This is a genomic window from Streptomyces sp. CB01201 (genome assembly GCF_002803085.1).
Lineage (GTDB): Bacteria > Actinomycetota > Actinomycetes > Streptomycetales > Streptomycetaceae > Streptomyces > Streptomyces hundungensis.
In genome coordinates, this window is the sequence record NZ_NNBJ01000002.1 from 199,301 (window position 1) to 224,608 (window position 25,308).

Genomic DNA, 25,308 nt, shown 5'->3' on the forward strand with positions numbered 1-25,308 from the left:
GACGCGGGTACGGCCTCTCCCGGGGGCGGGAGAGGCCGTACGCGGTCGGGCGGGCGCGTCAGGTTCAGGCGTGCGTGTCCTCCAGGAGGTTGACGCCGACGCCCTCGAAGACCTCTTCGTGGTCGTCCGCGGACAGCAGATAGGCCTGCGCCTCGCCGACGTGGAAGTACATCCCGTTCAGCGCGAGCGTGCCGGCCGCGAGTGCCCGGGCCACCGATTCGTGCTGCCGCAGATGGTCCAACTGCTGGACGACGTTGGTCAGACAGAGCTGCTCCACGGCGTCGGCGGGCAGCCGCCCGGCGATCCTGGCCCAGGCGTACCGCCTGCTCGCCATCCGCTCCAGGCTCGGGCGGCCGTGCCGCAGCCAGCGGCGCAGCGGCGTCATCGGTGCGTCGGGACGGCCGTTGAGCAGCGCCTGCATCGCGCCGCAGCCGGAGTGCCCGCAGACGGTGATCGACTGGACCTGGAGGATGTCCACGGCGTACTCGATGGCCGCGGCCACCGAGTCGTCCGCGCCCGGCGCGCCCTCGGCACCCGGTGGCGGCACCAGGTTGCCGATGTTGCGCACGGTGAAGAGGTCGCCCGGGCCGCTAGCGGTGATCATGCTGGTGACCAGGCGGGAGTCCGCGCAGGTGATGAAGAGCTGCTGCGGGCGCTGGCCCTCACGGGCGAGCCGGGCCAGCTCGTCACGTACCAGGGGAGCGGTGTTGCGCTGGAACGAGCTGAGCCCGCTGGCCAGTTGGTGGCCGTGGGTGCGCTGCGCCGGCTGCTCGTGGCAGTGGTGGTTGCGCCACGGCGTCCACGGGCGGCAGCAGCTCTGCGTGGCGGAGGCCGGCTCGGCGACCTTGGCCCCTGCGCGCCCGGTGATCCGTACCTTGCCGCCGCGTGCGTGGTGCGTGCCCTGCCAGCTCTGAAGCGCCTCGAAGGCGGCGTGATCCATGAATGACCCGTCCAACTCCACGATGGTGTCCGCTCCTTGGGGAACATGGCCGAGCGCCCGGGTCAGTCGGGGCACGGCGAGAAACGTCAACTGGCCGCGGGCACGCACCAGATAGGTGCCGTCGGCCTCCTTCTCGGTGATGATCCGGGTGCGCGAGAGCCGGTGCAGTGCGACGGCCACGGCCACCGCGATGCCCAGAAGCACTCCTTGCAGCACCCCGAGCACGAGCACTCCGCCGATGGACGCCACGTAGACCAGGAATTCACGGTGTTTGTGGACATTGCGGATGTGCGCGAAGTTGACCATCTGGATGCCGACCATCATGACGAGCGCGGCGAGCGCGGCCAGCGGGATCCACTCCAGGACGGTCACCAGCAGCCCGGCCGCGAGCAGCACCCACACGCCGTGCAGCACGGTGGAGGCCCGACCGGTCGCGCCGGCCCGGACGTTGGCGCTGCTGCGCACCGCTCCGCCCGACACGGGCATGCCGCCGAGCAGCCCGGACACGGCGTTGGCGATGCCCTGGCCGCGCAGTTCGCGGTCGAGGTCGGCACGCGGGACGGTGCAGTCCGGCCGCTCGGCGGCCAGCCGGTCCACGGCGACCGCGGAGAGCAGCGACTCCAGGCTCGCGACGAGCGTCACGGTGAGCACCGCGGTGAGGATTCCGAGCACCGGGCCGTGCGGCAGCTCGGGCAGTACGTGCGAGCCCCAGGAGGGCAGTTCGACCCGGGCGATCCCGGGCGCGGCGAAGGCGGCCACGCCGGTGGCCACCACGACACAGGCGAGCGCGGCCGGGATCCGGCGCAGCCCCCTCCCGATCCGCCCGGGCAGGCGCGGCCACAGCAGGAGGACGGCGAGGGTCAGCGCGCCGATGAGCGGCGCGGCGGGGCGGACCTGGGCCAACTGTCCTGGCAGAGCGAGGGCGTTGGCCACGGCGGAGCTCTGCGGGGAGCCGCCTAGGACGATGTGCAGCTGGGCGAGCGCGATGGCGGCGCCGATGCCGGCGAGGGTGCCGTGCACGATGGCGGGGCTGACCGCGAGCGCTGAGCGCGCCGCTTTCAGGGAGCCCAGGGCGACTTGGAGCAGGCCCGCGCACACGGTGATGGCGCAGGTGGTGCGCCAGCCGTAGGCCTGGATCATCTCGGCGGACACCACGGTCAGTCCGGCCGAGGGACCGCTCACCAGCAGGCGTGAGCCGCCGAGCAGACCGGCGACGATTCCGCCGATGCCGGCGGCGACGAGGCTGGCTTCCAGGGGGGCGTTGATGGCGACGGCGAGGCCGAGCGACATCGGGACGGCGAGCAGGAAGACGGTGATGGACGCCGACAGATCGGCGCCCTTGATGCGAAAGCGGTTCCCGGAACCGTCTCCGTCGGGCATCGCTTTGCGCGGTCGTCGGATGCGGTGCGGGCGAGCTGGGGGCTGGGCGCGAGTGGGTACGCAAGCAGGCATGTTCCCGTCTCCTCCGGGGCAGCGCGGTCGCGGAACGTGGGGTCGCGGCCGTGGGTCACGGCAGTGCAGCGGCGGGATTCTCAACTCTCGGTAAACGAATCGTAATGCAGAGTAAAGCGCCTTACTTCGCATTTAGGGCATTCGGGGCAACGATTCACTCCAGAGGGTGAATAGAACGCTTTTCGTGCGGCTTGTCGTACCTTCGGCGTTCACCCTCCGTGCGACTTTTGCGGCGCCGTGACGGCATTCAACGCACATAACCGCAAGGAAGAGGTGGGCGGATGATCGCCGCCACGCACGCCACCAAGAGGATCGCCGCCGGTGTCATCGCCGCGGCACTGGCCGTCGGAGCCGCCGGCTGCTCCTCCGGAACCACTCCGGCCAAGCCGGGTGCTCCGGGCCGCCAGGGCGCCGCCGCCCCCAATCTGACCCCGCACCTCATCGGGGACGGCTCGACCGCCTATACCGGGTTGCAGCCGCACCTGCTCAAGGCCCAGAAGCTGAAACCGGGGCAGCAGCCGCCGCAGTTCGTGGTGTTCTCCTGGGACGGCGCCGGCGAGGACAGCCAGAAGCTCTTCTCGCACTTCCGCCAGGTCGCCAAGGAGTCCAACGCGACCATGACGTACTTCCTGAGCGGCGTGTACATGCTCCCGGACGCGAAGGCGAAGCTGTACACCGCGCCCAAGCACTCCGCGGGCACCTCGGACATCGGTTTCAACGACCTCAAGGGAATCCAGGACACCGTCACCCAGCTGCGCGACGCGTGGCAGGAGGGCAACGAGATCGGCACCCACTTCAACGGCCACTACTGCGGGCCCGACGGCGGCGTCGGCACCTGGTCGGTGGACGAGTGGAAGAGCGAGATCGCGCAGGCCAAGTCGTTCGTGAAGAACTGGAAGACGAACTCCGGCCTGAAGGCGGAGGAGCCGCTTCCGTTCGACTACGACAAGGAACTCATCGGCGGCCGCACCCCGTGTCTGGAGGGCCGCAAGAACTTCGTCGCGGCGGCCGGCCAGCTGGGCTTCCGCTATGACACCAGTGCCGTCAACGACCAGGTCTGGCCGAAGAAGAACGACAACGGCGTCTGGGACCTGTCGATGCAGCTGGTGCCTGTCCCGGGACGGGGCTTCGAGACCCTGTCCATGGACTACAACTTCTACATGAACCAGTCCAACGCGATGACCGGTGACGCCGATCAGCACGAGTACTGGGGCAACCAGATGCGCGACGGCCTCCTCCAGGCCTTCGACCGCTCCTACGCGGGCAACCGCGCCCCGTTGATCGTCGGCAACCACTTCGAGTCCTGGAACGGCGGCGCCTACATGAAGGCCGTCGAGGAGACCATCAGGACGGTCTGTGTGAAGCGCGACGTGCACTGCGTCTCGTTCCGCCAGCTCGCCGACTGGCTGGACGCCCAGGACCCGGCCGTGCTCGCCAAGTTCAACTCGCTGAAGGTGGGCGAGGCGCCGAAGGGCGGCTGGGCGGCCCTGGAGGGCGCCCAGCCCGCGGCTCCGGCCAAGCCGGTGGCCCCGCTGAAGCCGGCGGAGCCCGCCGTCAGGCAGGCTGCGGCTCACTGACCTCGTCGAGCAGCCGCTCGCTCAGTACGAAGCCCGGGTCGACCTGCGCGGCCAGGTCGGCCCCGGTCTTCGCATTGCCCCAGCTCTCCGCGTTCTTCAGATGGAAGTGCACCATCTGCCGCGTGTAGCGGTCCCAATCGCGGTGGGCGTACGAATCGTCGGCCGCGTTCTGCAACGTCTGAAGAGCCAGCCGGTTGTCGGCCTCCAGGAGCTCGAAGCGGGACGGGCGGCCCTTCTCCATGGCGCGCACCCAGTCGGAGTGGCCCACCGTGACCAGCAGGTCGTCGCCGACCTCGGCGCGCAGGAAGTCCACGTCGTCCTGGCTCTGCACCTTGTTGCCGACGACCTTGAGCGCGACCCCGTAGTCCCGGGCGTACTCCTTGTACTGGCGATAGACCGAGACGCCCTTGCGGGTCGGCTCGGCCACCAGGAACGTCATGTCGAAGCGCGTGAACATGCCGGAGGCGAACGAGTCGGAGCCCGCCGTCATGTCGACGACCACGTACTCGTCCACTCCGTCCACCAGGTGGTTCAGGCACAGCTCGACCGCGCCGACCTTCGAGTGGTAGCAGGCCACCCCCAGGTCGGACTCGGTGAAGGGCCCGGTCGCCATCAGGCGGATGTCCCCGTCGTCCAGGGCGACCCGGCGGGCGCACGCCTCGTACACCGGGTTCGCCTCGCGCACCCGCAGCAGCCGGGAGCCGTGACCGGGCGGGGTCGTCTTGATCATTGTCTCGGTGGAGGCGATCCGGGGGTTGGTGCCCCGCAGGTACTCCTTGATGAGCGGCAGGTGCGCGCCCATCGCGGGCAGCGCGGCGGCCTCCTCGTCGTCGAGCCCGAGCGCGGCCCCGAGGTGCTGGTTGATGTCGGCGTCGACCGCGACGACGGCGGCCTCGTTGGCGGTGAGGTGGCGGATGAAGAGCGAGGACAGCGTCGTCTTGCCGCTGCCGCCCTTCCCCACGAAAGCGATCTTCATGTTCACCAACGGTAATCGCATGGTGGCGGTAAGTATGCAAGGCGAGTGAAGAAGACCACTCGAAGGTGGGGCGCGGCTTGCGGACGCGTAGCCTCCTTACCTATGAGTACGAACGCCGCTGACCCTCTTGTCGCCCTTGGCGGGCTGCCGGGCGTCCCGGACGCCGTGGACTCCGTGCGCAAGGCCGTGGACCGGGTCTACGGGCATCGCGTGATGCGGCGCCGCAGCAACGAGATCACCTCGGAGGCGGCGCTGCGCGGGGCCCGTGGCAGTGCGGCCCTGTCCGGCGCGGACTGGGCCCTGGAAGAGGTGCGGCGTCGCACCGACTTCGGTAGCGAGCCCGAGGCGCGAACGGTCGGCGCGGCCCTGCGGTTGACGGCCGAGGCGGGGCAACTCCTGTCCATCTGGCGGCAGTCGCCCCTGCGGGTGCTGGCCCGGCTGCATCTGGTCGCGGCCGCGGACGCCGGTGACGCGGTGGGTCGGCCGAGGCAGGCCGGCGAAACGGTGGACGAGCCCCTGATCGAACTCCCGCTGCCTGACGCTGACGAGGTGGCCGACCGTCTGGAGGGGCTCTCGCGGCTGATCATCGCGGGCGGTGCGGCCCCGGCACTGGTGACCGCCGCCATCGTGCACGGCGAACTGCTCGCGCTGCGGCCCTTCGCCTCGCACAACGGCCTTGTCGCGCGCACCGCCGAGCGCATCGTGCTGATCGGCAGCGGCCTCGACCCCAAGGCGGTCTGCCCGTCCGAGGTCGGCCATGCTGAATTGGGCCGGGCGGCCTACGCGGCGGCGCTCGACGGATACGTCTCGGGCACCCCGCAGGGCATGGCGGCCTGGATCACCCACTGCGGCAAGGCCGTGGAGCTGGGTGTGCGCGAGTCGACGGCGGTGTGCGAGGCGCTCCAGCGCGGCGCGGCCTAGGCCCTGGGCGGCGAAGTCCGCCCGCGGGGGCGGGAAAAGGGTTGCGGCGGTATCGATGTCCGATACCGCCGCTGGCATGTCCACCGTGTTACCAAGCGTCCTCGAATGTTGCCCATCAGGCCGGGATTCTCTGCCCGTTCACCTGGTGCGGCTGGCCCGTAATCGACGGGTCGACGTCGCGTGGGTGCTCGATGTTCATGCTCGGTCCGTGGGGCCTTTATTGCGTAGAAGGTGATCCTCTCGGATGTCCCAGGTCTCGCGGGCCGTTGAGTCCTTTCTACTCCCGTACGCCGAGAAGCGAAACCCCTGACCACAGTTCTTTACTTTTAGGTTCAAATACGGGCGAAACGGGCGTCTGTTTCCCGGTGTTTCGCAGAGACTTCGAGGTGCTCCCCGGGCGTGCGCGGGCTCACGCGGAGGTACCGCCACGTCGTCGGCTGGCGTACCAGACCACGCCGGCGGTGGCGGCGGCCGCGCCGGCCGCCGCCACGAGGAGCGCCGAGCGCGGCGGCATCTTGATGGCGGGCAGCCGTTGCTTGAGGCTGACCGGCTTGCTGAAGACGAGAACCGGCCATTGTCGGGCGGTCGCTTCGCGGCGCAGCGCCCGGTCGGGGTTGACGGCGAAGGGGTGGCCGACGGACTCCAGCATGGGGACGTCGGTCGCCGAATCGCTGTAGGCGTAGCAGCGCGCGAGGTCGTACCCCTCGGACGCGGCCAGCTCCTTGACGGCCTCGGCCTTCGTCGGCCCATAGGCGTAGTACTCGACGTCCCCCGTGAAGCAGCCGTCCGAGCCGACCACCATTCTGGTGGCCACCACCCGGTCGGCGCCCAGCAGTTCACCGATCGGTTCGACGACCTCGGCCCCCGAGGTCGACACGATCACCACGTCCCGGCCCGCGGCGTGGTGCTCCTCGATGAGGGAGGCGGCCTCGTCGTAGATGATCGGGTCGATCAGATCGTGCAGGGTCTCGGCGACGATCTCCTTGACCTGCTGGACGTTCCAGCCCTTGCAGAGAGCGGACAGATACTCGCGCATCCGCTCCATCTGGTCGTGGTCGGCGCCGCCCGCGAGGAATACGAACTGGGCGTACGCAGTGCGCAGTACGGCGCGGCGGTTGATCAGCCCTCCTTGATAGAAGGACTTGCTGAACGTCAGCGTCGACGACTTGGCAATGACTGTCTTGTCCAAGTCGAAGAAGGCGGCGGTGCGCGGCAACGAGTGGTTTTCCACGAGCCCGAGCATAGGCGCCCACCATTCGGCGTAAGCTGAGGCGCGTGGGTTTGCCTGAGAAGGCTCTCGGGTACACCATGGAAGTCACGGATCGTTCGCGACCGTGCTAACCCGGTCCGGCTCCTCCCCCCCCGAGTCAGACCGTGGGGACGACCCCCGCTCTCCCCCCCGGCGGGGGTCGTCGCATGTCCGGATGCGTTTTCGGTCCTTGAGTCCGATCGTCGTCCCCCTCCCTCCCGTTTCCACGCGCTCGCGTGCGCCGCCCGCCCCTGCCCGAGACTCGTAACTCAGCGTAGCCGTTGTGCTGCGCTCCGGAAGTCGCCGGTATGGGTGAACGGGATATTCACAACGTCGATGTTGTCCACAGATTTGGATCAAGATCCACATCATTTCGGGCCTCCCTCCACCGTGATTCCAGTGCGCGAAGAACGCGGACACGGGAATCGCAAGGAGAGGGGCCGGAAATCGTGGACGGAGTCATGGCTTCCGAACGACCGTCGGGCGCGGAAGGCCGGCGCGGCGGACCGCTGATCGTGACCGAGGACGAGGAACTGCTGGATGATCTGCTGCGGCTGTGCGCGGCCGCCGGCACCGAACCCGAGGTCTGCCACGGGGTGCCCGACCGCAGGGGCGGTTGGGAGAGCGCACCCCTGGTCCTGGTCGGCGACGACGCGGCGCCCCGGCTGCTCGGCGCGGCCCGCAGACGCGGGGTGCTCCTGGTGGGCCGGGATCAGGACAGCCCCGGGGTGTGGCAGGCGGCGGTCGAACTCGGCGCGGACCATGTGCTGCGGCTGCCCGACGCCGAACCGTGGCTCGTCGACCGGATCGCGGACGCGGCCGAGGGGGTGGGCCGCCCCGCCCTGACCGTCGGAGTGATCGGCGGACGCGGCGGCGCCGGCGCCTCCACTCTGGCCTGCGCCCTCGCGGTGACGGCCGCCCGCTCGGGCCGGCGCACGATGCTGATCGACGGCGACCCGCTCGGCGGTGGCCTCGATGTGCTGCTCGGCGGGGAGCAGACCGAGGGCCGCCGCTGGCCGGATTTCGCCGCTTCGCGCGGGCGGGTCGCGGGCGGCGCCCTGGAGGAATCCCTGCCGCACCTGCACCACTTGAGGGTGCTCAGCTGGGACCGCGGGGACTGCGTGGTGATCCCGGGTGAGGCGATGCGTGCCGTGCTCGCGGCGGCCCGGCGGCGCGGCGGAGTCGTCGTCGTGGACCTGCCCCGCCGGGTCGACGACGCGGTGGTCGAGGCGCTCGCCCAACTGGACCTGGGTCTGCTCGTCGTCCCGGCCGAGCTGCGCGCGGTCGCGGCGGCGGGTCGCGTCGCGGCCTCGGTCGGCATGGTGCTGAGGGATCTGCGCGCGGTCGTGCGCGGCCCGTACGCCTCCGGGCTCGACGAACAGTGGGTGGCCGACGCCCTGAGGCTGCCTCTGGCAGGTGAACTCCCGGTGGAATCGGGGCTGTTGGAGGCGCAGGAGGGCGGGTCTCCGCCGGGCGGCGCGGCCCGGGGGCCATTGGCCAGATTCTGCACGGCGTTCTGGGACCAGGCGCTCACCGGAGGCCTCACCGGCGGAGCGGCGTCATGAACGCGGGCCGGCCCGCCACGGGCGCCCCGACGCCGGGCGGTGGCGGAGCATGGTCCGCGGGAGCCACCCTGCGGGACGCCGGGCCACCGCTCCTGGACGCCGTACGGCAACGGCTCGCCGAGAGCGGAGCCGAACCCACACCGGCCAGGGTCGCCGCGGCCCTGCGCGCCCAGGGGCGGCTGCTCGGCGACGCCGAAGTGCTGGGCGGGGCACAGGAGCTGCGGTCCGAGCTGGTGGGGACAGGACCGCTGGAACCACTGCTCGCCGACCCGGACGTCACGGACGTCCTGGTCTCCGCGCCCGACCGGGTGTGGGTCGACCGGGGTGCTGGACTCGAACTGACCGGGATCCGCTTCGCGGACGCGGTGGCCGTGCGGCGACTGGCCCAGCGCCTCGCCGCGGTGGCGGGCCGCAGGCTCGACGACGCGCGGCCCTGGGTGGACGCCCGTCTCCCCGACGGCACCCGGATGCACGCCGTCCTCGACCCCATCGCCGTCGGCTCGGCCTGTCTCTCGCTGCGCGTGGTGCGACCCCGGGCGTTCTCGCTGGCCGAGCTGACCGCGGCGGGGACGGTGCCGCCCGGTGGCGAGCGGCTGCTGCGGGCCCTGATCGAGGCCCGGGTGTCGTTCCTGGTGAGCGGCGGCACGGGCACGGGCAAGACCACGCTGCTTTCCACCCTGCTCGGCCTGGTCGGCCGGGGCGAGCGGATCGTACTGGCCGAGGATTCCGCCGAGTTGAGGCCCGACCACCCGCATGTGGTGCGCCTCGAATCGCGGCCCGCCAATCAGGAGGGCGCGGGTCTGGTGACCCTGCGGGATCTGGTGCGCCAGGCACTGCGGATGCGGCCGGACCGCCTGGTCGTCGGCGAGGTGCGGGGCGCCGAGGTGACCGATCTGCTGGGCGCCCTGAACACGGGACACGAAGGGGGCTCCGGCACGGTTCATGCCAACTCGGCCGCCGACGTCCCCGCTCGGCTCGAAGCACTGGGCACGGCGGCCGGGCTCGACCGGGCCGCACTGCACAGCCAGTTGGCGGCCGCCCTCTCGGTGGTGGTCCATCTGGTACGCGACCGGGCCGGGCAGCGCCGGATCGCCGAGGTGCGCGTCCTGGAGCGCGACGGGGCGGGCCTGGTGAGGACGGTGCCCGCGCTGCGGTGGGGCGCGGCGGGATTCGTACGGGACTCGGGCTGGGAGCGGCTGCGGGCGCTGATCGGCGGTGCGTGGTGACGGGTCTCTCGCTGGAACCGCCCACTTGGGCGGCGCTGTGCGCGGGGGCGGCGGCATGGCTGTGGATGGGCCAGGACCAGGGGATGCGCCGGGCACGGTTGATCTTCGCGGGCGCCGGAGCCGAAGGCGGGGGCTTGGAGGACGGCGGAGGGGCGGGCGTGCCGGGCGCGGGGGCCGAGTTCAAGGCCTCGCGGCTCGGGCGGTGGTTGCACAAGGAACGGAGCAGGGCGCGTCGGCGGATGGAGTGGCTGTGCCTGCCGGTGGGGCTGATGATCGCCCTCCTGGGCGGGTCGGTGCTGCCGTTGGTGGCCGCGGCGGTGGCGGTGCCACTGGTCGGGAAGCGGCTACGGGCCGGCGAGCGTGAGCGGGCCAGGGCGCGGCGGGCCGACGAGGTGATCGCCTGGTGTGCCGCGGTGGCCGGAGAGCTGCGCGCGGGCCGTCAGCCCGGGCGGGCCCTGGTCGCGGCCACCCGGGGGTCGGTGGCCCTGGGCGCTGCGACGGCGCCGGTGGTGGCGGCGGCCGCGTACGGCGGCGATGTGCCGGGGGCGCTGCGGGAGGCGGCCGGGGAACCGGGCGCCGAGGGGCTGGCCGGCGTCGCCGCGTGCTGGCAGGTCGCCGTGGACGGCGGAGCGGGGCTCGCCTCCGGTCTTGAGCGCCTGGAAGGCGTGCTGCGGGCCGAGCGGGAACAACAGGAGTCCCTGCGCTCCGAGTTGGCGGGCCCGCGCACCACGGTGCTGCTCCTCGCGTGCCTGCCGGCCCTGGGCCTGGTGCTCGGCACGGCGATGGGCGCGAGCCCGCTGAAAGTACTGCTGCACAGCGCCGCCGGCTTCGGCTGCCTCGCCGTGGCCGCTGTGCTGGAGGCGGCCGGAGTGTGGTGGGCGGCGCGGATCGTACGGGCGGGGGAGGGGCGATGACCCTGCTCGGGCCGGATCCGGATGCTGTCCCTGGGCGAATGGCTCGGTCCGGGATGGACGTTGTCCACGGGGGGATGCCCCTGCTCGGGCCGGATGTTGTCCACAGGCTGGGGGCGGTGGCGGGGGCGGTCGGGCTCGCCCTGTGGGTGGCCGTGGGCCTGGCCAGGCGCCGCGAGGAGCACAGGACGCGGCGACGGATGGCCGTACTGCTGGCCCTTGAGGCGCTGCGCCCGCCCCCGCGCCGACGCTGGAGCCCGGCGTGGTCGGCCCGCGCGCAGCAATGGGGGCTTCCATTGGGGGCGTTGGCGTCCGCTTACGTCCTGGTGGGCGGGTTGATGGGGGTCCTGGCCGGCCTCGCGGCGGCGTACGGGGCCCGGGCGTGGGGGCGCCGGCGCCGGGCCGAGGGGGACGGTGCCGAGGCGAGAAGGGCCGCTGCCCGCGAACTCCCGCTCGCAGCAGATCTGTTGGCCGCCTGCCTGGCGGCCGGGGCCGGACCGGGCGAGGCGGCGGGGGCGGTGGGCGCCTCACTGGCCGGGCCCGTCGGCACCCGCCTGGGGCAGGTCTCGGCCGAGCTTCGTATGGGTGGTGAACCGGCAGCCGCGTGGGGGCGGTTGGGGGCGATACCAGGGGCGTCCGAGCTGGCCCGCTGCCTGGAGCGGGCCGCCTCCTCCGGGGCCCCCGCGGCGGCGCCCGTCGCACGGGTCGCCGAGCGCTGCCGAGCCGAACGCACCCGCCGGGCGGCGGCGCGGGCCAGACGCGCGGGAGTGCTGATCACCGGCCCGCTGGGCCTGTGCTTCCTGCCCGCGTTCCTGGCGGCGGGGGTGGCCCCGGTGGTGATCGGCCTGGCGGGCGGGCTGCTCCGGCGGTGAGCGCGGTCCTGCGAATGAGGGGCGGCGCTGGACGCAGTCACGCGAACCGGCGCCGCTGGCGGGTGCGGTCACGCGGATGAGCGCCGGTGGTCGGCGCGCAGGCGAACGAGTAGGCAGACACGGCTGATCAACAGCCATATACAGAGAGCGAGTTGAGGAAGATGAACGCAATCATGAACCGGCAGGCCGCCGCAGTCGAGCGGCGGATGCGGCGCTGGGGTACCGCTCTGCGGCGCCGGGCGCGGGGCGACGCGGGGATGTCCACGTCCGAGTACGCCGTGGGAACGCTGGCGGCCTGCGCTTTCGCGGCGATCCTGTACAAGGTCGTCACCAGCGACGGGGTCGTGACCGCGCTGACCGGCCTGGTCACCAAGGCGCTCGATGTGCAGTTCTGAGCGGGGTGACGCGCGGCGGCGCCGGAGGGATCGGGGCGACCGGGGGTTCGTGACGGCCGAGACGGCCGTGGCGACCCCGGCCCTGGTGGGGTTCGCGCTCGCGCTGCTCTGGGCGCTCACGGCGGCCTCCGCGGAGATCCGCTGCGTGGACGCGGCCAGGGCCGGGGCCCGCGCGGCGGCCCGTTCCGAACCGGAGGCGGTCGCGGTGGCGGCGGCCCGATCGGCGGCGCCGAAGGGCGCCACCGTCACTGTGCGGAGGGCCGGGGAGCTGTGGCGGGTCCGGGTGGAGTCCGCAACGCCGGGGCCGCGCCACCTGGCCCTGACGCTCAGTGCGGAGGCGGCCGCCCTGGCCGAGGACACGGTGGGGGAGGCGCTGTGAACGGGCGGCCGTGGAGCGCGTGGAGCGCGTGGAGCACGTGGAGTACGTGGAGTACGTGGAGCGCTTCGGGGCGACGACGAGTACGGGCCCGCGCCGACGGGCCGACGTTGATCGGGAGGCGGATCGGCCGGTCGGCGGCGATCGGGAGGCGAGAGGGCCGACCGGCAGTGATCGGGAGGCAGGAGGGCCGGCTCGCGGTGGCCGGAGGACGGGGCGACCGGGGTTCCGCCACCGTATGGGTGGCGCTGACCGCAGCCACCATGTGCGCGGTGTTCGCCGCCGTCCTGTGCCTCGGTCAGGCCATCGCCGCCCGGCACCGGGCCGGCGGGGCCGCCGATCTGGCCGCGCTCGCGGCGGCCGACCGAGCACTGTGGGGTGCGCCGGACGCCTGCGCCAAGGCCCTTGAGGTGGCCCGGGCCCAGGGCGCGGAGCTGGTCCGCTGCACGGTGACGGGAGAGATCGCGGACGTACGGGCGAGGGCCGGGTTCGGTCCGTACCGGCCGAGTGTCAGGGCCCGGGCAGGGCCGCCGCCGGCTCTTGCGGGGCCGGCCCCGGGGCTCCCCGCAGCAGTTCCGTGAGGAGGCGGACGGCACCGCGCTTGTGGAGGGGATCGTTGCCGTTGCCGCACTTGGGCGACTGGATGCAGGACGGGCAGCCCGTTTCGCACTCGCAGGACGCGATCGCCTCGCGGGTCGCGGTCAGCCAGCTCGCGGCGGTGTGGAAGGCGCGCTCGGCGAATCCGGCGCCGCCGGGGTTGCCGTCGTACACGAAGACCGTCGGCAGCAAGGTGTCCGGGTGCAGCGGGACGGAGACGCCCCCGATGTCCCAGCGGTCGCAGGTGGCGAAGAGCGGCAGCATCCCGATGGAGGCGTGCTCGGCGGCGTGCAGGGCGCCGCCGAGGATCTCCGGGTTGATCCGGGCGGCATCGAGCTGGTCCTCGGTGACCGTCCACCACACGGCCCGGGTGCGCAGGGTGCGGGGCGGCAGGTCGAGATTGGTCTCGCCCAGCACCTCGCCGGTGATCAGTCGGCGGCGAAGGAAGGAGACGACCTGGTTGGTGACCTCGACGGAGCCGTAGCAGAGGCGGCCGGCTCCCCACGGGATCTCGGTGTCGGTGGTCAGGACGGAGATGGAGGTGGTGTCCCTGGCGACGGTCGAATAGGGCGGGCTGGCCTCTTCGACGAGGGCGGCGGAGTCCTCCAGGTCCAGGTGATTCACCAGGTACGTACGGCCCTGGTGGAGGTGGACGGCGCCGTCGTGGACGGCGGTGTGGGCGGCGGACGCGTCGACCGTGCCGAGCAGCCGTCCCGTCGACGCCTCGACGACCTGGACCGGGCGGCCCCCGCCACCCCGGATGTCGGTGAGGTCGGCGGCCCGCTCGCGACGGGTCCAGAACCATCCGCTGCTACGGCGCCGCAGCAGCCCCGCACGCTCCAGCTGCGGCATCAGGTCGGGGCTCGCGGGTCCGAACAGCTCCAGGTCGGCCTCGGTGAGCGGCATCTCGGCGGCCGCCGCGCACAGGTGGGGGGCGAGGACGTACGGGTTGTCCGGGTCGAGCACGGTGGACTCGACGGGCTGCTGGAACAGGGCCTCGGGGTGGTGGACGAGGTAGGTGTCCAGCGGGTCGTCGCGGGCGATCAGGACGGCCAGGGCCCCCTGGCCCGAGCGCCCGGCCCGGCCGGCCTGCTGCCACAGCGAGGCCCGGGTGCCCGGGTAGCCCGCGATGAGGACGGCGTCGAGGCCCGACACGTCGATGCCGAGTTCCAGGGCGGTGGTGGCGGCCAGGCCGAGGAGCTCGCCGGAGTGCAGGGCCTGCTCCAGGGCGCGGCGTTCCTCGGGGAGGTAGCCGCCCCGGTAGGCGGCGACCCGCCGGGCCAGCGTCCGGTCGACCTCGTACAGGCGCTCCTGGGCGATGACGGAGATCAGCTCGGCGCCCCGCCGGGAGCGGACGAAGGCCACCGTGCGGACGCCCTGCACGGCCAGGTCGGTGAGGAGGTCGGCGGTCTCGGCGATGGCGGTGCGGCGTACCGGCGCGCCCTTCTCGCCCGGCAGCTCGGTCAGCGGGGGCTCCCACAGGGCGAAGACCAGCTCGCCGCGCGGGGAGGCGTCGTCGGCGACCTCGACGACGGGCAGGCCGGTCAGGCGGCCCGCGGCGAGGGCGGGCTCGGCGGCGGTGGCCGAGGCGAGCAGGAAGACCGGGTCGGCGCCGTAGCGGGCGCACAGGCGGCGCAGCCGGCGAATGACCTGGGCGACGTGGGAGCCGAAGACACCGCGGTAGGTGTGGCACTCGTCGATGACGACATAGCGCAGGGAGCGCAGGAAGGAGGACCACCTGGGGTGCGAGGGCAGGATGCCCAGGTGCAGCATGTCCGGATTGGTGAGGACGTAGTTGGCGTACTGGCGTACCCATTCGCGTTCCTCGACCGGGGTGTCGCCGTCGTACACGGCGGGCCGGATCGCGTTGCCCAGTGGGGCCGCCAGCGCCTTCACCGAGCGGCGCTGGTCGGCCGCCAGGGCCTTGGTGGGGGCGAGGTAGAGGGCGGTGGCGCCCCGGCCGTTCGGGGCCTCGGAGCCGTCCAGGAGGGTGCTGAGGACGGGCGCCAGATAGGCCAGCGACTTGCCGGAGGCGGTGCCGGTGGCGATCACCACCGACTCGCCGTTCAGGGCGTGCTCGGCGGCGGTGGCCTGATGGGCCCAGGGATGCTCGACGCCGGCCGCCTGAATGGCGTTGATCACTTCCGGGCGGATGAGGTGCGGCCAGACTGCATGACGGCCCGCGCGCGGGGGCAAGTGCTCCGTATGAGTGATGCGCGCAGCCCGGCCCGCCCCTGCGGTGAGCCGGTCGAGGACCGTGCCGGGGTCGGGTCGTTCACCCGTGCTGTCGGCGGGTGTTCTGGGGCGGTGATTCCTGGCCATCGGCACCGAGTGTGTCACTGGCGTAGCGGACAATGGTCCCAAGGCGTCGTGCATGGCTGCTGGTAAGTGATTGAATGCCATCGCGGCTGGCGATCCGTTCTCTGGCTCCGCCGGGGAGTCTCAGGGGGCGGCCGCTCGATAGCAAGGTGCTGGAGGATCCGTGGACCTGTCCCTGTCGACTCGCAATATGTCCGGGCCTGGTGGCGACCGTACGGTCGTCGAGGTCGGTGGCGAGATTGATGTGTATACCGCGCCCAAGCTGCGCGAGCAGTTGGTCGAGTTGGTGAACGACGGCAGTTACCACCTGGTCGTCGACATGGAGGGCGTGGACTTCCTCGACTCCACCGGCCTGGGCGTGCTCGTCGGTGGGCTCAAGCGCGTGCGCGCGCACGAGGGCTCGCTGCGCCTGGTCTGCAACCAGGAGCGCATTTTGAAGATCTTCCGGATCACAGGGCTCACCAAGGTGTTCCCGATCCACGGCTCGGTCGACGAGGCCGTCAACGCGACCGACTGACGGAGCCGTCCTTCGACGGCTCCGGAGGAAGGACAGGGGCGCCGGGCGGCACTGTGGCCCGGGGCCCCTGAGATGTACGCCCGTACGTTCGAGGGGGATCGCCCATGGCCACCGTTGAACTCCGTTTCAGTGCCCAGCCCGAACACGTCAGGACGGCCCGTCTGGTGGCGGCCGCCGTGGCGCGCCGGGCCGGGGTCGATGAGGCAGTGCTCGACGAGGTCAGGCTCGCCGTCGGCGAGGCGTGCAGCCGTGCTGTCGGGCTGCACCGCTCGCACGGCATCGACGCCCCCGTCCACGTCGTCCTGACCGAGGAGGAGAAGCTCTTCTCCATCGAGGTCGGCGACGAGGTGCCGGGATCGGGCGGCGGTGCGTCGGCGGTGCCGGGCGTGCGCGCCTCCGGGGCCGACGACGGCGACGACGGTGCGGAGGACGAAATGGGCCTCGCCGTCATCAGCGGTCTTGTGGACGATGTGGAGGTCACCTCCGGCGAGTCCGGGGGCGTCATCCGGATGAGCTGGCCGACCACACCGGCCACGGTGCTTCCCTGATCCACTTTTATTCGATATTGAGAGGGGCCCTGCTGAGCAGGGCCTTTTTCATTTCCCACGCCAGATTCGAGCCGCTGGGCATGGATCGTTCCCGGCCGTTCCTAGATCGCTGATCAAGCGTCAATGCTTTTGCCCCATTACCGCTTTCGGGGGCATTTTCGTGACCGGATCTCTCTCTGGTGAACGGATGAAGGTCAATTCCATTTGCGGCGCCCTGTTTTGATCGTGTCCCGCTACCTACAATCCGTCCACATCTTGAGCTCTGAGCGTCAAGGAGGACGAATGGCGGGGCTCTTCAACCCAACGGAACTCGACCACCCCACATCCCTGGCCGCCGCGGTACTGACCGACGGCAACCGGACGATCGTGATCGTCATCGCGGCTGTCGCGCTGGCGGCCCTGATCGTCGCCCAACTGCTGGTCCGCCAGGTTCTCGCCGCGGGCGAGGGCACCGATTCGATGAAGAAGATCGCGGCGGCCGTCCAGGAAGGCGCGAATGCCTATCTCACCCGGCAGTTGCGCACCCTCGGCATCTTCGCCGTCGTGGTGTTCTTCCTGCTGTTCCTGCTGCCGTCCGACAACTGGTCGCAGCGCGTAGGGCGTTCCGTGTTCTTCCTGATCGGCGCCGTGTTCTCGGCGACGACGGGATACATCGGGATGCGTCTCGCCGTGCGCGCGAATGTGCGCGTGGCGGCGGCCGCCCGAGAGGCGACTCCCGCCGAGGGTGAACCCGAAAGGGATCTCACCGCGGTCTCCCACAAGGCCATGAAGATCGCTTTCCGTACGGGCGGCGTCGTCGGCATGTTCACGGTGGGCCTCGGCCTGCTCGGTGCCTCCGTCGTCGTGCTCGTGTACGCGGCCGACGCGCCCAAGGTCCTGGAGGGCTTCGGCCTCGGCGCCGCGCTGATCGCGATGTTCATGCGAGTCGGCGGCGGCATCTTCACCAAGGCCGCCGACGTCGGCGCCGACCTGGTCGGCAAGGTCGAGCAGGGCATCCCCGAGGACGACCCGCGCAACGCCGCGACCATCGCGGACAACGTGGGCGACAACGTCGGCGACTGCGCCGGCATGGCGGCCGACCTCTTCGAGTCGTACGCCGTGACCCTGGTCGCGGCGCTGATCCTCGGAAAGGCGGCGTTCGGCGACTCGGGCCTGGCCTTCCCGCTGATCGTCCCGGCGATCGGCGTGGTCACCGCGATGATCGGCATCTTCGCGGTCGCCCCGCGGCGCGCCGACCGCAGCGGGATGTCGGCCATCAACCGCGGCTTCTTCATCTCCGCGGTGATCTCGCTCGCCCTGGTGGCCGTCGCGGTCTTCGTCTATCTGCCGTCCTCATACGCCAAGTTGAACGGCGTCACGGACGACGTCATCAAGACGCACGACGGCGACCCGCGGATCCTCGCCCTGGTCGCGGTCGCCATCGGCATCGTTCTGGCGGCCCTGATCCAGCAGTTGACGGGATACTTCACCGAGACCACCCGGCGTCCCGTCAGGGACATCGGCAAGTCCTCGCTCACCGGACCCGCCACCGTCGTCCTCGCGGGCATCTCCATCGGCCTCGAATCGGCCGTCTACACCGCCCTGTTGATCGGCCTCGGCGTGTACGGGGCCTTCCTGCTCGGCGGCACCTCGGTCATGCTCGCGCTGTTCGCGGTGGCGCTGGCCGGCACCGGCCTGCTCACCACGGTCGGCGTGATCGTCGCCATGGACACCTTCGGGCCGGTCTCCGACAACGCCCAGGGCATCGCGGAGATGTCCGGCGACGTCCAGGGGGCGGGCGCCCAGGTGCTCACCGACCTGGACGCCGTGGGCAACACCACCAAGGCCATCACCAAGGGCATCGCCATCGCGACGGCCGTCCTCGCGGCCGCGGCGCTCTACGGCTCGTTCAAGGACGCCATCGCCACGGCCGTGGGCGACGTCCACGCCAAGGCGAACGAGCTGACCTTGAGCATGGACATCTCGCAGCCCAACAACCTGGTCGGGCTGATGCTGGGCGCGGCGGTCGTCTTCCTCTTCTCGGGGCTCGCGATCAACGCCGTGTCCCGGTCGGCCGGTGCCGTGGTCTTCGAGGTGCGGCGGCAGTTCCGCGAGCACCCCGGGATCATGGACTACACCGAACAGCCGGAGTACGGGCGGGTCGTCGACATCTGCACGAAGGACGCGCTGCGCGAACTGGCCACCCCCGGCCTGCTCGCGGTGCTCGCGCCCATCGCCGTCGGCTTCACCCTCGGCGTCGGCGCGCTCGGCTCCTATCTGGCGGGCGCGATCGGCACCGGCACCCTGATGGCGGTCTTCCTCGCCAACTCGGGCGGCGCCTGGGACAACGCCAAGAAGCTGGTCGAGGACGGCCACTTCGGCGGCAAGGGCAGTGAGGCCCACGCCGCCACCGTCATCGGCGACACCGTCGGCGACCCCTTCAAGGACACCGCGGGCCCCGCGATCAACCCGCTGCTCAAGGTGATGAACCTGGTGGCGCTCCTGATCGCGCCGGCCATCGTCAAGTTCAGCTACGGCGACGACGCGAACCCGCTGGTCCGGGGCATCGTGGCGGCGCTCGCCATCCTCGTCATCATCGGCGCGGTGTACGTGTCGAAGCGGCGCAGCGTGGCCGTGGGTGACGACGGGAACAACGAGCGGGTCGCGAAGCCTGCGGACCCGGCGGTGGTTTCTTAAGCCACGAGCGGCAAAGGGCGGGCGGGCGGTGGGGTTTGACACACCGTCCGCCCGTTCTGCTTGGTGCAAATGGCTGCAATAGGGGGCAGATCACACGGACGGCAAGCGATTGTCGCCCACTTGGCGTGTATGTTCCGGGGCCGAGAGCCTTGGAAGGGACCAAACCGGTGAACAAGAAGCTTGCAGCCGCACTGTCCGGCGGTGCGGTACTGATCCTGACGCTGTCGGGCTGTAGCGACGACTCCAGCAAGAAGGTCGACGACTGGGCGAAGACCTTCTGCAACTCGGCCCAGCCCCAGTTCAAGAAGATCACCGACGCCAACGCCGCGATCCAGGCGCAGACGCGTGACGACAGCAAGCCGGCCGATGTGCAGAAGACCGACTCGAACGCCTTCCAGCAGATTTCGGACGCCTACAAGGCGCTGGGCTCGGCCGTCGACCAGGCCGGCGCACCGCCGGTCAAGGACGGCGCCACCACCCAGCAGGAGGCCGTCAAGGAGCTGAACGCCTCCTCCGTGGCGTACGCGAACCTGAAGAAGAAGGTCGACGCGCTCAACGCGGGCGACCAGGCGGCGTTCGCCAAGGGCCTGGAGGACATCGCGACCGAGCTCGGCAAGATCAGCTCGACGGGTGACGCCTCGCTGAAGAAGCTGGAGGCCGGCGACGTCGGCAAGGCCATGCAGAAGCAGCCCGGCTGCCAGAAGCAGACGCCGTCCGCCGCCGCCTCGGGCGCGGGCGCTCAGGCCGACAACTCGGCCTCGCCGTCGGCCTCGCCCTCCGGCTCCGCCTCACCCTCGGGTTCCGCGTCGCCCTCCGCTTCGGAGAGCCCCAAGTCGTAGCCCGCAGGCGCCCCTCGCCCGTGGCCCGGCCCCCTCGTGGGACCGGGCCACGGGCGTGATGGGGTGATTGTCGGAGGCAGCGGCCACAATGGCGGGGTGAGTACGACCAGTCTTCCCGCGCCCGGTCACGCAGCCCGCCTGCGCGACGCCCTGCTCGCCGCCGCCTTCACCGCCGACGGCCTGCTCGACCTGCTTGGCGCGCCCGCGTACGCCGCGCTGGCCCGCGGCGAGACCGTCCCCGCCCTGCGCGCCACCCGGGGGCAGCAGCCGCTCGACACGCTGGTGCGGCTCTTCCTGCTCCAGCAGCCCGCCGGGTACGAGAGCGCCCGCGCGGCCCTGCCCCTGGCGGAGGCCATCGAGGACGGCTGGGTGGTGCGCGCCGGCGACGAGGTACGGGCCACGGTGGACGTGCGCCCCTACGGCGGCCCCGACGGGCAGGACTGGTTCATCGTGTCCGACCTCGGCTGCGCGGTCGGCGGCGCCGGCGGGGCGAGCGGGCGCGACGAGGCCATGGTGCTCGGCGTCGGGGGCGCCTCCACCACCCTGGCGGGCATCACGGTCCGCCGGCCCGCGGGCTCCGCCCTCGACCTCGGCACCGGCTCCGGCATCCAGGCGCTGCACGCCGCACAGCACGCCACCCGCGTCACCGCCACCGATCTGAACCCGCGCGCCCTCGACTTCACCCGGCTCACGCTCGCCCTGTCGGGTGCGCCGGAGGCAGAGTTGCGCACGGGATCGCTGTACGAGCCGGTCGGCGACGAGACGTTCGACCTCATCGTGTCCAACCCGCCCTTCGTGATCTCGCCCGGCGCCCGGCTCACCTACCGGGACGGCGGCATGGGCGGGGACGATCTGTGCCGCACGCTCGTTCAGCAGGCGGGGGAGCGGCTCAACCCCGGCGGATACGCCCAGTTCCTGGCCAACTGGCAGCACGTCGAGGGCGAGGAGTGGCAGGACCGGCTGCGCTCCTGGGTCCCGCGCGGCTGCGATGCCTGGATCGTCCAGCGCGAGGTCCAGGACATCACTCAGTACGCCGAGTTGTGGCTGCGTGACGCCGGGGACCACCACAGCGACCCGGCCCGTTACGCGGAGCGCTACGAGGCGTGGCTGGACGAGTTCGAGGCCCGCAAGACGAAGGCGGTCGGCTTCGGCTGGATCACCCTGCGCCGCACCGACAGCGACCGGCCGTCCATCGTTGCCGAGGAGTGGCCGCACCCGGTCGAGCAGCCGCTGGGCGACGCGGTGCGCGGCCACTTCGAGCGGCAGGACTATCTGCGCCGCCATGACGACGCGGCCCTGCTCGCCGACCGGTTCCGGCTGGCCGACGAGGTGGTGCAGGAGCAGGTGGGCCTGCCCGGCGCCGAGGACCCGGAGCACGTGGTGCTGCGCCAGAACCGCGGCATGCGCCGGGCCACCAAGGTGGACACGGTGGGCGCCGGCTTCGCCGGTGTCTGCGACGGGCAGCTGCCCGCGGGACGGATCCTGGACGCGATCGCCCAGCTGATCGACGAGGACCCGGTGCTGCTGCGGGATCGTACGCCGGAAGCGATCCGCCTCCTGGTGGAGCAGGGCTTCCTGGAGCCCGTGGGGGAGTGAGGACCGGCCGAACTGCCGCTCGGGGCGCGGAGGTTCGCGCCCGGGTGTGACCGACCGGGCGCCCCGGCCGGTCACCCGGCGAAGCCGAGCGGACGAGGCCCGTACGACGGGTGACGTATCCCGGCCGACGCACGCGGCGGACCCGGCCCGGCGGGCGGTGGGCGCCGGAGCAGGGTGGTGCCGGAGAGGGACGAAGGCGACGCGGCCACGCCCGATGGGATGTGGTGTGCGGCGCCGATGTGACGCACGACGCCTCGGGCACGCCCCCGAGGCGCCTCGGGGCGTGGGGATCTGGCTGAAATGTGCATGACCGGGTGACCGTTCACCCGCCGTTCTCCGGGATGCGGCCCCGGCTCTGCCCGGGGGTGCACCGGCCTGGCCAGGATCACGCCCATGAATGCGATGGGTGGGACCGAGGCGGGGCCGGCGGTGTTCGCGGGGGCGGTGTTCGTGCTGTTCGGAGGCGCCCTGCTGCTGTGGACGGCATCCTGTGTGCGCCGCCGGACACCGGTCGCGTACGGCGCTCCTCCCGTATCCGCCGCGGTGCTCGCGAGCGTCTTCGGCGCCGTGTTCCTGCTGCTCGGCGTGTGGTGCTTCGCTCACATCTAGCCCGAAAGGGGATGAAACGCTTTTCGGAAGGCTTCGGGACGGTCCGGGCGGCAGGATCGCGGTAAGTCGGGTTACCGTTCGAGTGGCCGCTGCGGGCTTTTGCTGTTTGACACGGGGGCGGGTTGTACCGTCACACTCCGCAGCGTCACGTACTGACACCCGAGTGCCGACCGGAGAGAAGAGCGAAGTTGTCCCCGACCAGCGAGACCGCAAAGGGCGGCCGCCGACTCGTCATCGTCGAGTCTCCTGCCAAGGCGAAGACGATCAAGGGCTATCTCGGCCCCGGTTATGTCGTCGAGGCGAGCGTCGGGCACATCCGCGACCTGCCGAACGGCGCCGCCGAGGTGCCCGAGAAGTACACCGGCGAGGTGCGCCGGCTCGGCGTGGACGTCGAACACGACTTCCAGCCGATCTACGTCGTCAACGCCGACAAGAAGGCCCAGGTCAGGAAGCTCAAGGAGCTGCTCGCCGAATCCGACGAACTCTTCCTCGCCACCGATGAGGACCGCGAGGGCGAAGCCATCGCGTGGCACCTCCAGGAAGTCCTGAAGCCCAAGGTCCCCGTCCACCGGATGGTCTTCCACGAGATCACCAAGGACGCCATCCGGGACGCCGTCGCCAACCCGCGCGAGCTCAACCAGCGCATGGTCGACGCCCAGGAGACCCGCCGCATCCTCGACCGCCTCTACGGCTACGAGGTCTCGCCGGTCCTGTGGAAGAAGGTCATGCCGCGGCTGTCCGCCGGGCGCGTCCAGTCGGTGGCCACCCGGCTCGTCGTGGAGCGGGAACGCGAGCGCATCGCGTTTCGTTCTGCTGAGTACTGGGACCTGACCGGGACGTTCTCCACCGGCCGGGCGGGCGACGCCTCCGACCCGTCCACGCTGGTGGCACGGCTCAACACGGTCGACGGCCGGCGCATCGCGCAGGGCCGCGACTTCGGCCCCGACGGACAACTGAAGAGCGACGTCCTGCACCTGGACGAGGCGAACGCGCGGGCCCTGGCCGCCGCCCTCGCCGAATCCTCCTTCGCCGTGCGCTCGGTGGAGTCCAAGCCCTACCGCCGCTCGCCGTACGCCCCGTTCCGTACGACGACGCTCCAGCAGGAGGCCTCGCGCAAGCTGGGCTTCGGTGCGAAGGCGACCATGCAGGTCGCCCAGAAGCTGTACGAGAACGGCTTCATCACCTATATGCGTACGGACTCCACGACGCTGTCCGACACGGCGATCACCGCCGCCCGGGCCCAGGTGACGCAGCTGTACGGCGCCGACTACCTGCCGGACAAGCCGCGCACGTACGCCGGAAAGGTCAAGAACGCGCAGGAGGCGCACGAGGCGATCCGTCCTTCGGGTGATCGTTTCCGCACCCCGGCCGAGACCGGCCTGACCGGCGACCAGTTCCGGCTCTACGAACTGATCTGGAAGCGCACCGTGGCCTCCCAGATGAAGGACGCGGTCGGCAACTCGGTGACCGTGAAGATCGCCGGCCGGGCGAGCGACGGCCGGCAGGCCGAGTTCACCGCGTCCGGCAAGACGATCACCTTCCACGGCTTCATGAAGGCGTACGTCGAAGGCGCCGACGACCCGAACGCCGAGCTCGACGACCGCGAGCGCCGGCTGCCGCAGGTGGCCGAGGGCGACGCCCTGTCGTCCGAGGAGATCTCGGTGGACGGCCACGCGACCAAGCCGCCGGCCCGCTACACCGAGGCCTCCCTGGTCAAGGAGCTGGAAGAGCGCGAGATCGGGCGTCCTTCGACGTACGCCTCGATCATCGGCACGATCCTGGACCGCGGCTATGTGTTCAAGAAGGGCACGGCGCTCGTCCCGTCGTTCCTGAGCTTCGCCGTGGTCAACCTCCTGGAGAAGCACTTCGGCCGGCTCGTCGACTACGACTTCACCGCCAAGATGGAGGACGACCTCGACCGCATCGCGCGGGGCGAGGCCCAGGCGGTGCCGTGGCTGAAGCGTTTCTACTTCGGCGAGGGCGACGCGGCGACGGCCGGAGCCGCCTCCTCGGCCGGCAACGGCGACGGCGACCACCTCGGCGGGCTCAAGGAGCTCGTGACCGACCTCGGCGCCATCGACGCCCGCGAGATCTCCTCGTTCCCCGTCGGTGACGGCATCGTGCTCCGCGTCGGCCGCTACGGCCCGTACGTCGAGCGCGGCGAGAAGGATTCCGAGGGCCACCAGCGCGCCGACGTCCCCGAGGACCTGGCGCCCGACGAGCTGACCGTCGAGTACGCGGAGGAACTGCTCGCCAAGCCGAGCGGCGACTTCGAGCTGGGCGCGGACCCGGTGAGCGGGCATCAGATCGTCGCCAAGGACGGGCGTTACGGCCCGTACGTCACCGAGATCCTGCCCGAGGGCACGCCGAAGACCGGGAAGAACGCGGTCAAGCCGCGGACCGCCTCGCTCTTCAAGTCGATGTCCCTGGACACCGTCACCCTCGACGACGCCCTCAAGCTGATGTCGCTGCCCCGCGTGGTCGGCGCCGACGCCGAGGGCGTGGAGATCACCGCGCAGAACGGCCGCTACGGGCCGTATCTGAAGAAGGGCACCGACTCGCGCTCCCTGGAGACTGAGGACCAGCTCTTCTCCATCACGCTCGACGAGGCCCTGGCGATCTACGCCCAGCCCAAGCAGCGGGGCCGCGCCGCGGCCAAGCCGCCGCTCAAGGAGCTCGGCGTCGACCCGGTCAGCGAGAAGCCGGTCGTGGTGAAGGACGGCCGCTTCGGCCCGTACGTCACCGACGGCGAGACCAACGCGACGCTCAGGACCGCCGACAGCGTCGAGGAGATCACGCCGGAGCGCGGCTACGAGCTGCTCGCCGAGAAGCGCGCCAAGGGCCCGGCCAAGAAGACGGCGAAGAAGGCCCCCGCGAAGAAGGCGACGGCCAAGAAGGCCACCACCGCCAAGAAGGCACCCGCCAAGAAGACGGCGGCGGCCAAGACCACGGCGGCCAAGACGACGGCGGCCAAGAAGGCCCCGGCGAAGAAGACGGCCGCCAAGAAGACGGCGGCCTCGGAGTAGCTCCGCGCAGCAGAGCAGGACCGACGGCGAGCGGGGGGCCGGGGCACGCGCCCCGGCCCCCCGCCCGCGTCGAGGCCCCGGGAAGGTCGAGCCCCGCCGGACCCCGAATCGCTTCGTCCGC

The 25,308-nt window shown here is 71.5% G+C and carries 20 protein-coding genes; 16 read left to right on the forward strand and 4 right to left on the reverse strand.

Going from position 1 to position 25,308, the window contains the following annotated elements; all coding sequences use genetic code 11:
- Nucleotides 1–64: 64 nt before the first annotated feature.
- On the reverse strand, nt 65–2,392 hold the full coding sequence (locus tag CG740_RS05755) for a SulP family inorganic anion transporter (protein WP_100573850.1): 2,328 nt from the start codon (nt 2,390–2,392) through the stop codon (nt 65–67).
- Nucleotides 2,393–2,673: 281 nt separating this feature from the next.
- On the opposite strand from CG740_RS05755, the gene CG740_RS05760 reads away from it, so the two are divergent.
- Nucleotides 2,674–3,969: a hypothetical protein gene (locus CG740_RS05760; protein WP_100573851.1), complete on the forward strand. Its 1,296-nt coding sequence runs from the start codon at nt 2,674–2,676 to the stop codon at nt 3,967–3,969.
- On the opposite strand, the gene CG740_RS05765 is transcribed toward CG740_RS05760, so the two are convergent.
- Nucleotides 3,947–4,945 carry an ATP-binding protein gene (locus CG740_RS05765; RefSeq protein WP_100573852.1) on the reverse strand — a complete coding sequence of 333 codons (999 nt, stop codon included), beginning with the start codon at nt 4,943–4,945 and terminating at the stop codon, nt 3,947–3,949. The genes CG740_RS05760 and CG740_RS05765 overlap by 23 nt on opposite strands.
- A gap of 102 nt (nt 4,946–5,047) precedes the next feature.
- Between CG740_RS05765 and CG740_RS05770 the strand changes: the two genes are divergently transcribed.
- Nucleotides 5,048–5,866: a Fic family protein gene (locus CG740_RS05770; RefSeq protein WP_100573853.1), complete on the forward strand. Its 819-nt coding sequence runs from the start codon at nt 5,048–5,050 to the stop codon at nt 5,864–5,866.
- 409 nt (nt 5,867–6,275) lie between these two features.
- Here CG740_RS05770 and CG740_RS05775 read toward each other — a convergent pair whose 3' ends face one another.
- Nucleotides 6,276–7,109 (reverse strand): HAD family hydrolase, encoded by an 834-nt coding sequence (locus tag CG740_RS05775; protein ID WP_100573854.1) that lies wholly within the window; start codon nt 7,107–7,109, stop codon nt 6,276–6,278.
- Between the two features lie 467 nt (nt 7,110–7,576).
- On the opposite strand from CG740_RS05775, the gene ssd reads away from it, so the two are divergent.
- From ssd to CG740_RS05810, 7 genes are all read left to right on the forward strand, one after another.
- Nucleotides 7,577–8,680 (forward strand): septum site-determining protein Ssd, encoded by a 1,104-nt coding sequence (gene ssd / locus CG740_RS05780; RefSeq protein ID WP_100573855.1) that lies wholly within the window; start codon nt 7,577–7,579, stop codon nt 8,678–8,680.
- Nucleotides 8,677–9,906, forward strand: coding sequence for a TadA family conjugal transfer-associated ATPase (locus CG740_RS05785; protein WP_100573856.1), 1,230 nt, complete (start codon nt 8,677–8,679; stop codon nt 9,904–9,906). The genes ssd and CG740_RS05785 overlap by 4 nt, the downstream gene beginning before the upstream one ends.
- On the forward strand, nt 9,903–10,820 hold the full coding sequence (locus CG740_RS05790) for a type II secretion system F family protein (RefSeq protein WP_442802803.1): 918 nt from the start codon (nt 9,903–9,905) through the stop codon (nt 10,818–10,820). Before CG740_RS05785 ends, CG740_RS05790 begins: the two co-directional genes overlap by 4 nt.
- A gap of 74 nt (nt 10,821–10,894) precedes the next feature.
- On the forward strand, nt 10,895–11,689 hold the full coding sequence (locus CG740_RS05795) for a type II secretion system F family protein (protein WP_100574258.1): 795 nt from the start codon (nt 10,895–10,897) through the stop codon (nt 11,687–11,689).
- Between the two features lie 161 nt (nt 11,690–11,850).
- Entirely contained in the window at nt 11,851–12,084 is a 234-nt protein-coding gene (locus CG740_RS05800; RefSeq protein WP_100573857.1) for a DUF4244 domain-containing protein, read from the forward strand.
- 49 nt (nt 12,085–12,133) lie between these two features.
- Nucleotides 12,134–12,463, forward strand: a complete 330-nt coding sequence (locus CG740_RS05805) for a TadE family type IV pilus minor pilin (protein WP_199846355.1) — start codon at nt 12,134–12,136, stop codon at nt 12,461–12,463.
- A 197-nt stretch (nt 12,464–12,660) separates the two neighbouring features.
- Nucleotides 12,661–13,041 carry an Rv3654c family TadE-like protein gene (locus tag CG740_RS05810; RefSeq protein ID WP_234376089.1) on the forward strand — a complete coding sequence of 127 codons (381 nt, stop codon included), beginning with the start codon at nt 12,661–12,663 and terminating at the stop codon, nt 13,039–13,041.
- On the opposite strand, the gene CG740_RS05815 is transcribed toward CG740_RS05810, so the two are convergent.
- Entirely contained in the window at nt 12,971–15,460 is a 2,490-nt protein-coding gene (locus CG740_RS05815) for a DEAD/DEAH box helicase (RefSeq protein WP_100573860.1), read from the reverse strand. The two genes, CG740_RS05810 and CG740_RS05815, sit on opposite strands and share 71 nt — an antisense overlap.
- Nucleotides 15,461–15,539: 79 nt before the next feature.
- On the opposite strand from CG740_RS05815, the gene CG740_RS05820 reads away from it, so the two are divergent.
- The 7 genes from CG740_RS05820 (at nt 15,540) to topA (ending at nt 25,187) form a co-directional block, all read left to right on the forward strand.
- Nucleotides 15,540–15,893, forward strand: coding sequence for an STAS domain-containing protein (locus CG740_RS05820; RefSeq protein WP_100573861.1), 354 nt, complete (start codon nt 15,540–15,542; stop codon nt 15,891–15,893).
- Between the two features lie 104 nt (nt 15,894–15,997).
- Nucleotides 15,998–16,441, forward strand: coding sequence for an ATP-binding protein (locus CG740_RS05825; protein WP_100573862.1), 444 nt, complete (start codon nt 15,998–16,000; stop codon nt 16,439–16,441).
- Between the two features lie 282 nt (nt 16,442–16,723).
- The gene (locus CG740_RS05830; RefSeq protein WP_100573863.1) at nt 16,724–19,117 is read left to right on the forward strand and encodes a sodium-translocating pyrophosphatase; all 2,394 of its coding nucleotides are present in this window, start codon (nt 16,724–16,726) and stop codon (nt 19,115–19,117) included.
- A 167-nt stretch (nt 19,118–19,284) separates the two neighbouring features.
- Nucleotides 19,285–19,956: a small secreted protein gene (locus CG740_RS05835; RefSeq protein WP_100573864.1), complete on the forward strand. Its 672-nt coding sequence runs from the start codon at nt 19,285–19,287 to the stop codon at nt 19,954–19,956.
- 96 nt (nt 19,957–20,052) lie between these two features.
- Nucleotides 20,053–21,552 (forward strand): DUF7059 domain-containing protein, encoded by a 1,500-nt coding sequence (locus tag CG740_RS05840; RefSeq protein ID WP_100573865.1) that lies wholly within the window; start codon nt 20,053–20,055, stop codon nt 21,550–21,552.
- 393 nt (nt 21,553–21,945) lie between these two features.
- Nucleotides 21,946–22,161, forward strand: a complete 216-nt coding sequence (locus CG740_RS05845) for a hypothetical protein (RefSeq protein WP_376209583.1) — start codon at nt 21,946–21,948, stop codon at nt 22,159–22,161.
- 188 nt (nt 22,162–22,349) lie between these two features.
- On the forward strand, nt 22,350–25,187 hold the full coding sequence (topA, locus tag CG740_RS05850) for a type I DNA topoisomerase (RefSeq protein WP_100573867.1): 2,838 nt from the start codon (nt 22,350–22,352) through the stop codon (nt 25,185–25,187).
- Nucleotides 25,188–25,308: the final 121 nt, after the last annotated feature.

Coding starts and splice junctions, on each gene's coding strand:
- CG740_RS05755 (WP_100573850.1), bottom strand. CDS start 2,392: ATGCCTGCTTGCGTACCCACTCGCGCCCAGCCCCCAGCTCGCCCGCAC.
- CG740_RS05760 (WP_100573851.1), top strand. CDS start 2,674: ATGATCGCCGCCACGCACGCCACCAAGAGGATCGCCGCCGGTGTCATC.
- CG740_RS05765 (WP_100573852.1), bottom strand. CDS start 4,945: ATGAAGATCGCTTTCGTGGGGAAGGGCGGCAGCGGCAAGACGACGCTG.
- CG740_RS05770 (WP_100573853.1), top strand. CDS start 5,048: ATGAGTACGAACGCCGCTGACCCTCTTGTCGCCCTTGGCGGGCTGCCG.
- CG740_RS05775 (WP_100573854.1), bottom strand. CDS start 7,109: ATGCTCGGGCTCGTGGAAAACCACTCGTTGCCGCGCACCGCCGCCTTC.
- ssd (WP_100573855.1), top strand. CDS start 7,577: ATGGCTTCCGAACGACCGTCGGGCGCGGAAGGCCGGCGCGGCGGACCG.
- CG740_RS05785 (WP_100573856.1), top strand. CDS start 8,677: ATGAACGCGGGCCGGCCCGCCACGGGCGCCCCGACGCCGGGCGGTGGC.
- CG740_RS05795 (WP_100574258.1), top strand. CDS start 10,895: ATGCCCCTGCTCGGGCCGGATGTTGTCCACAGGCTGGGGGCGGTGGCG.
- CG740_RS05800 (WP_100573857.1), top strand. CDS start 11,851: ATGAACGCAATCATGAACCGGCAGGCCGCCGCAGTCGAGCGGCGGATG.
- CG740_RS05815 (WP_100573860.1), bottom strand. CDS start 15,460: ATGGCATTCAATCACTTACCAGCAGCCATGCACGACGCCTTGGGACCA.
- CG740_RS05825 (WP_100573862.1), top strand. CDS start 15,998: ATGGCCACCGTTGAACTCCGTTTCAGTGCCCAGCCCGAACACGTCAGG.
- CG740_RS05830 (WP_100573863.1), top strand. CDS start 16,724: ATGGCGGGGCTCTTCAACCCAACGGAACTCGACCACCCCACATCCCTG.
- CG740_RS05845 (WP_376209583.1), top strand. CDS start 21,946: ATGAATGCGATGGGTGGGACCGAGGCGGGGCCGGCGGTGTTCGCGGGG.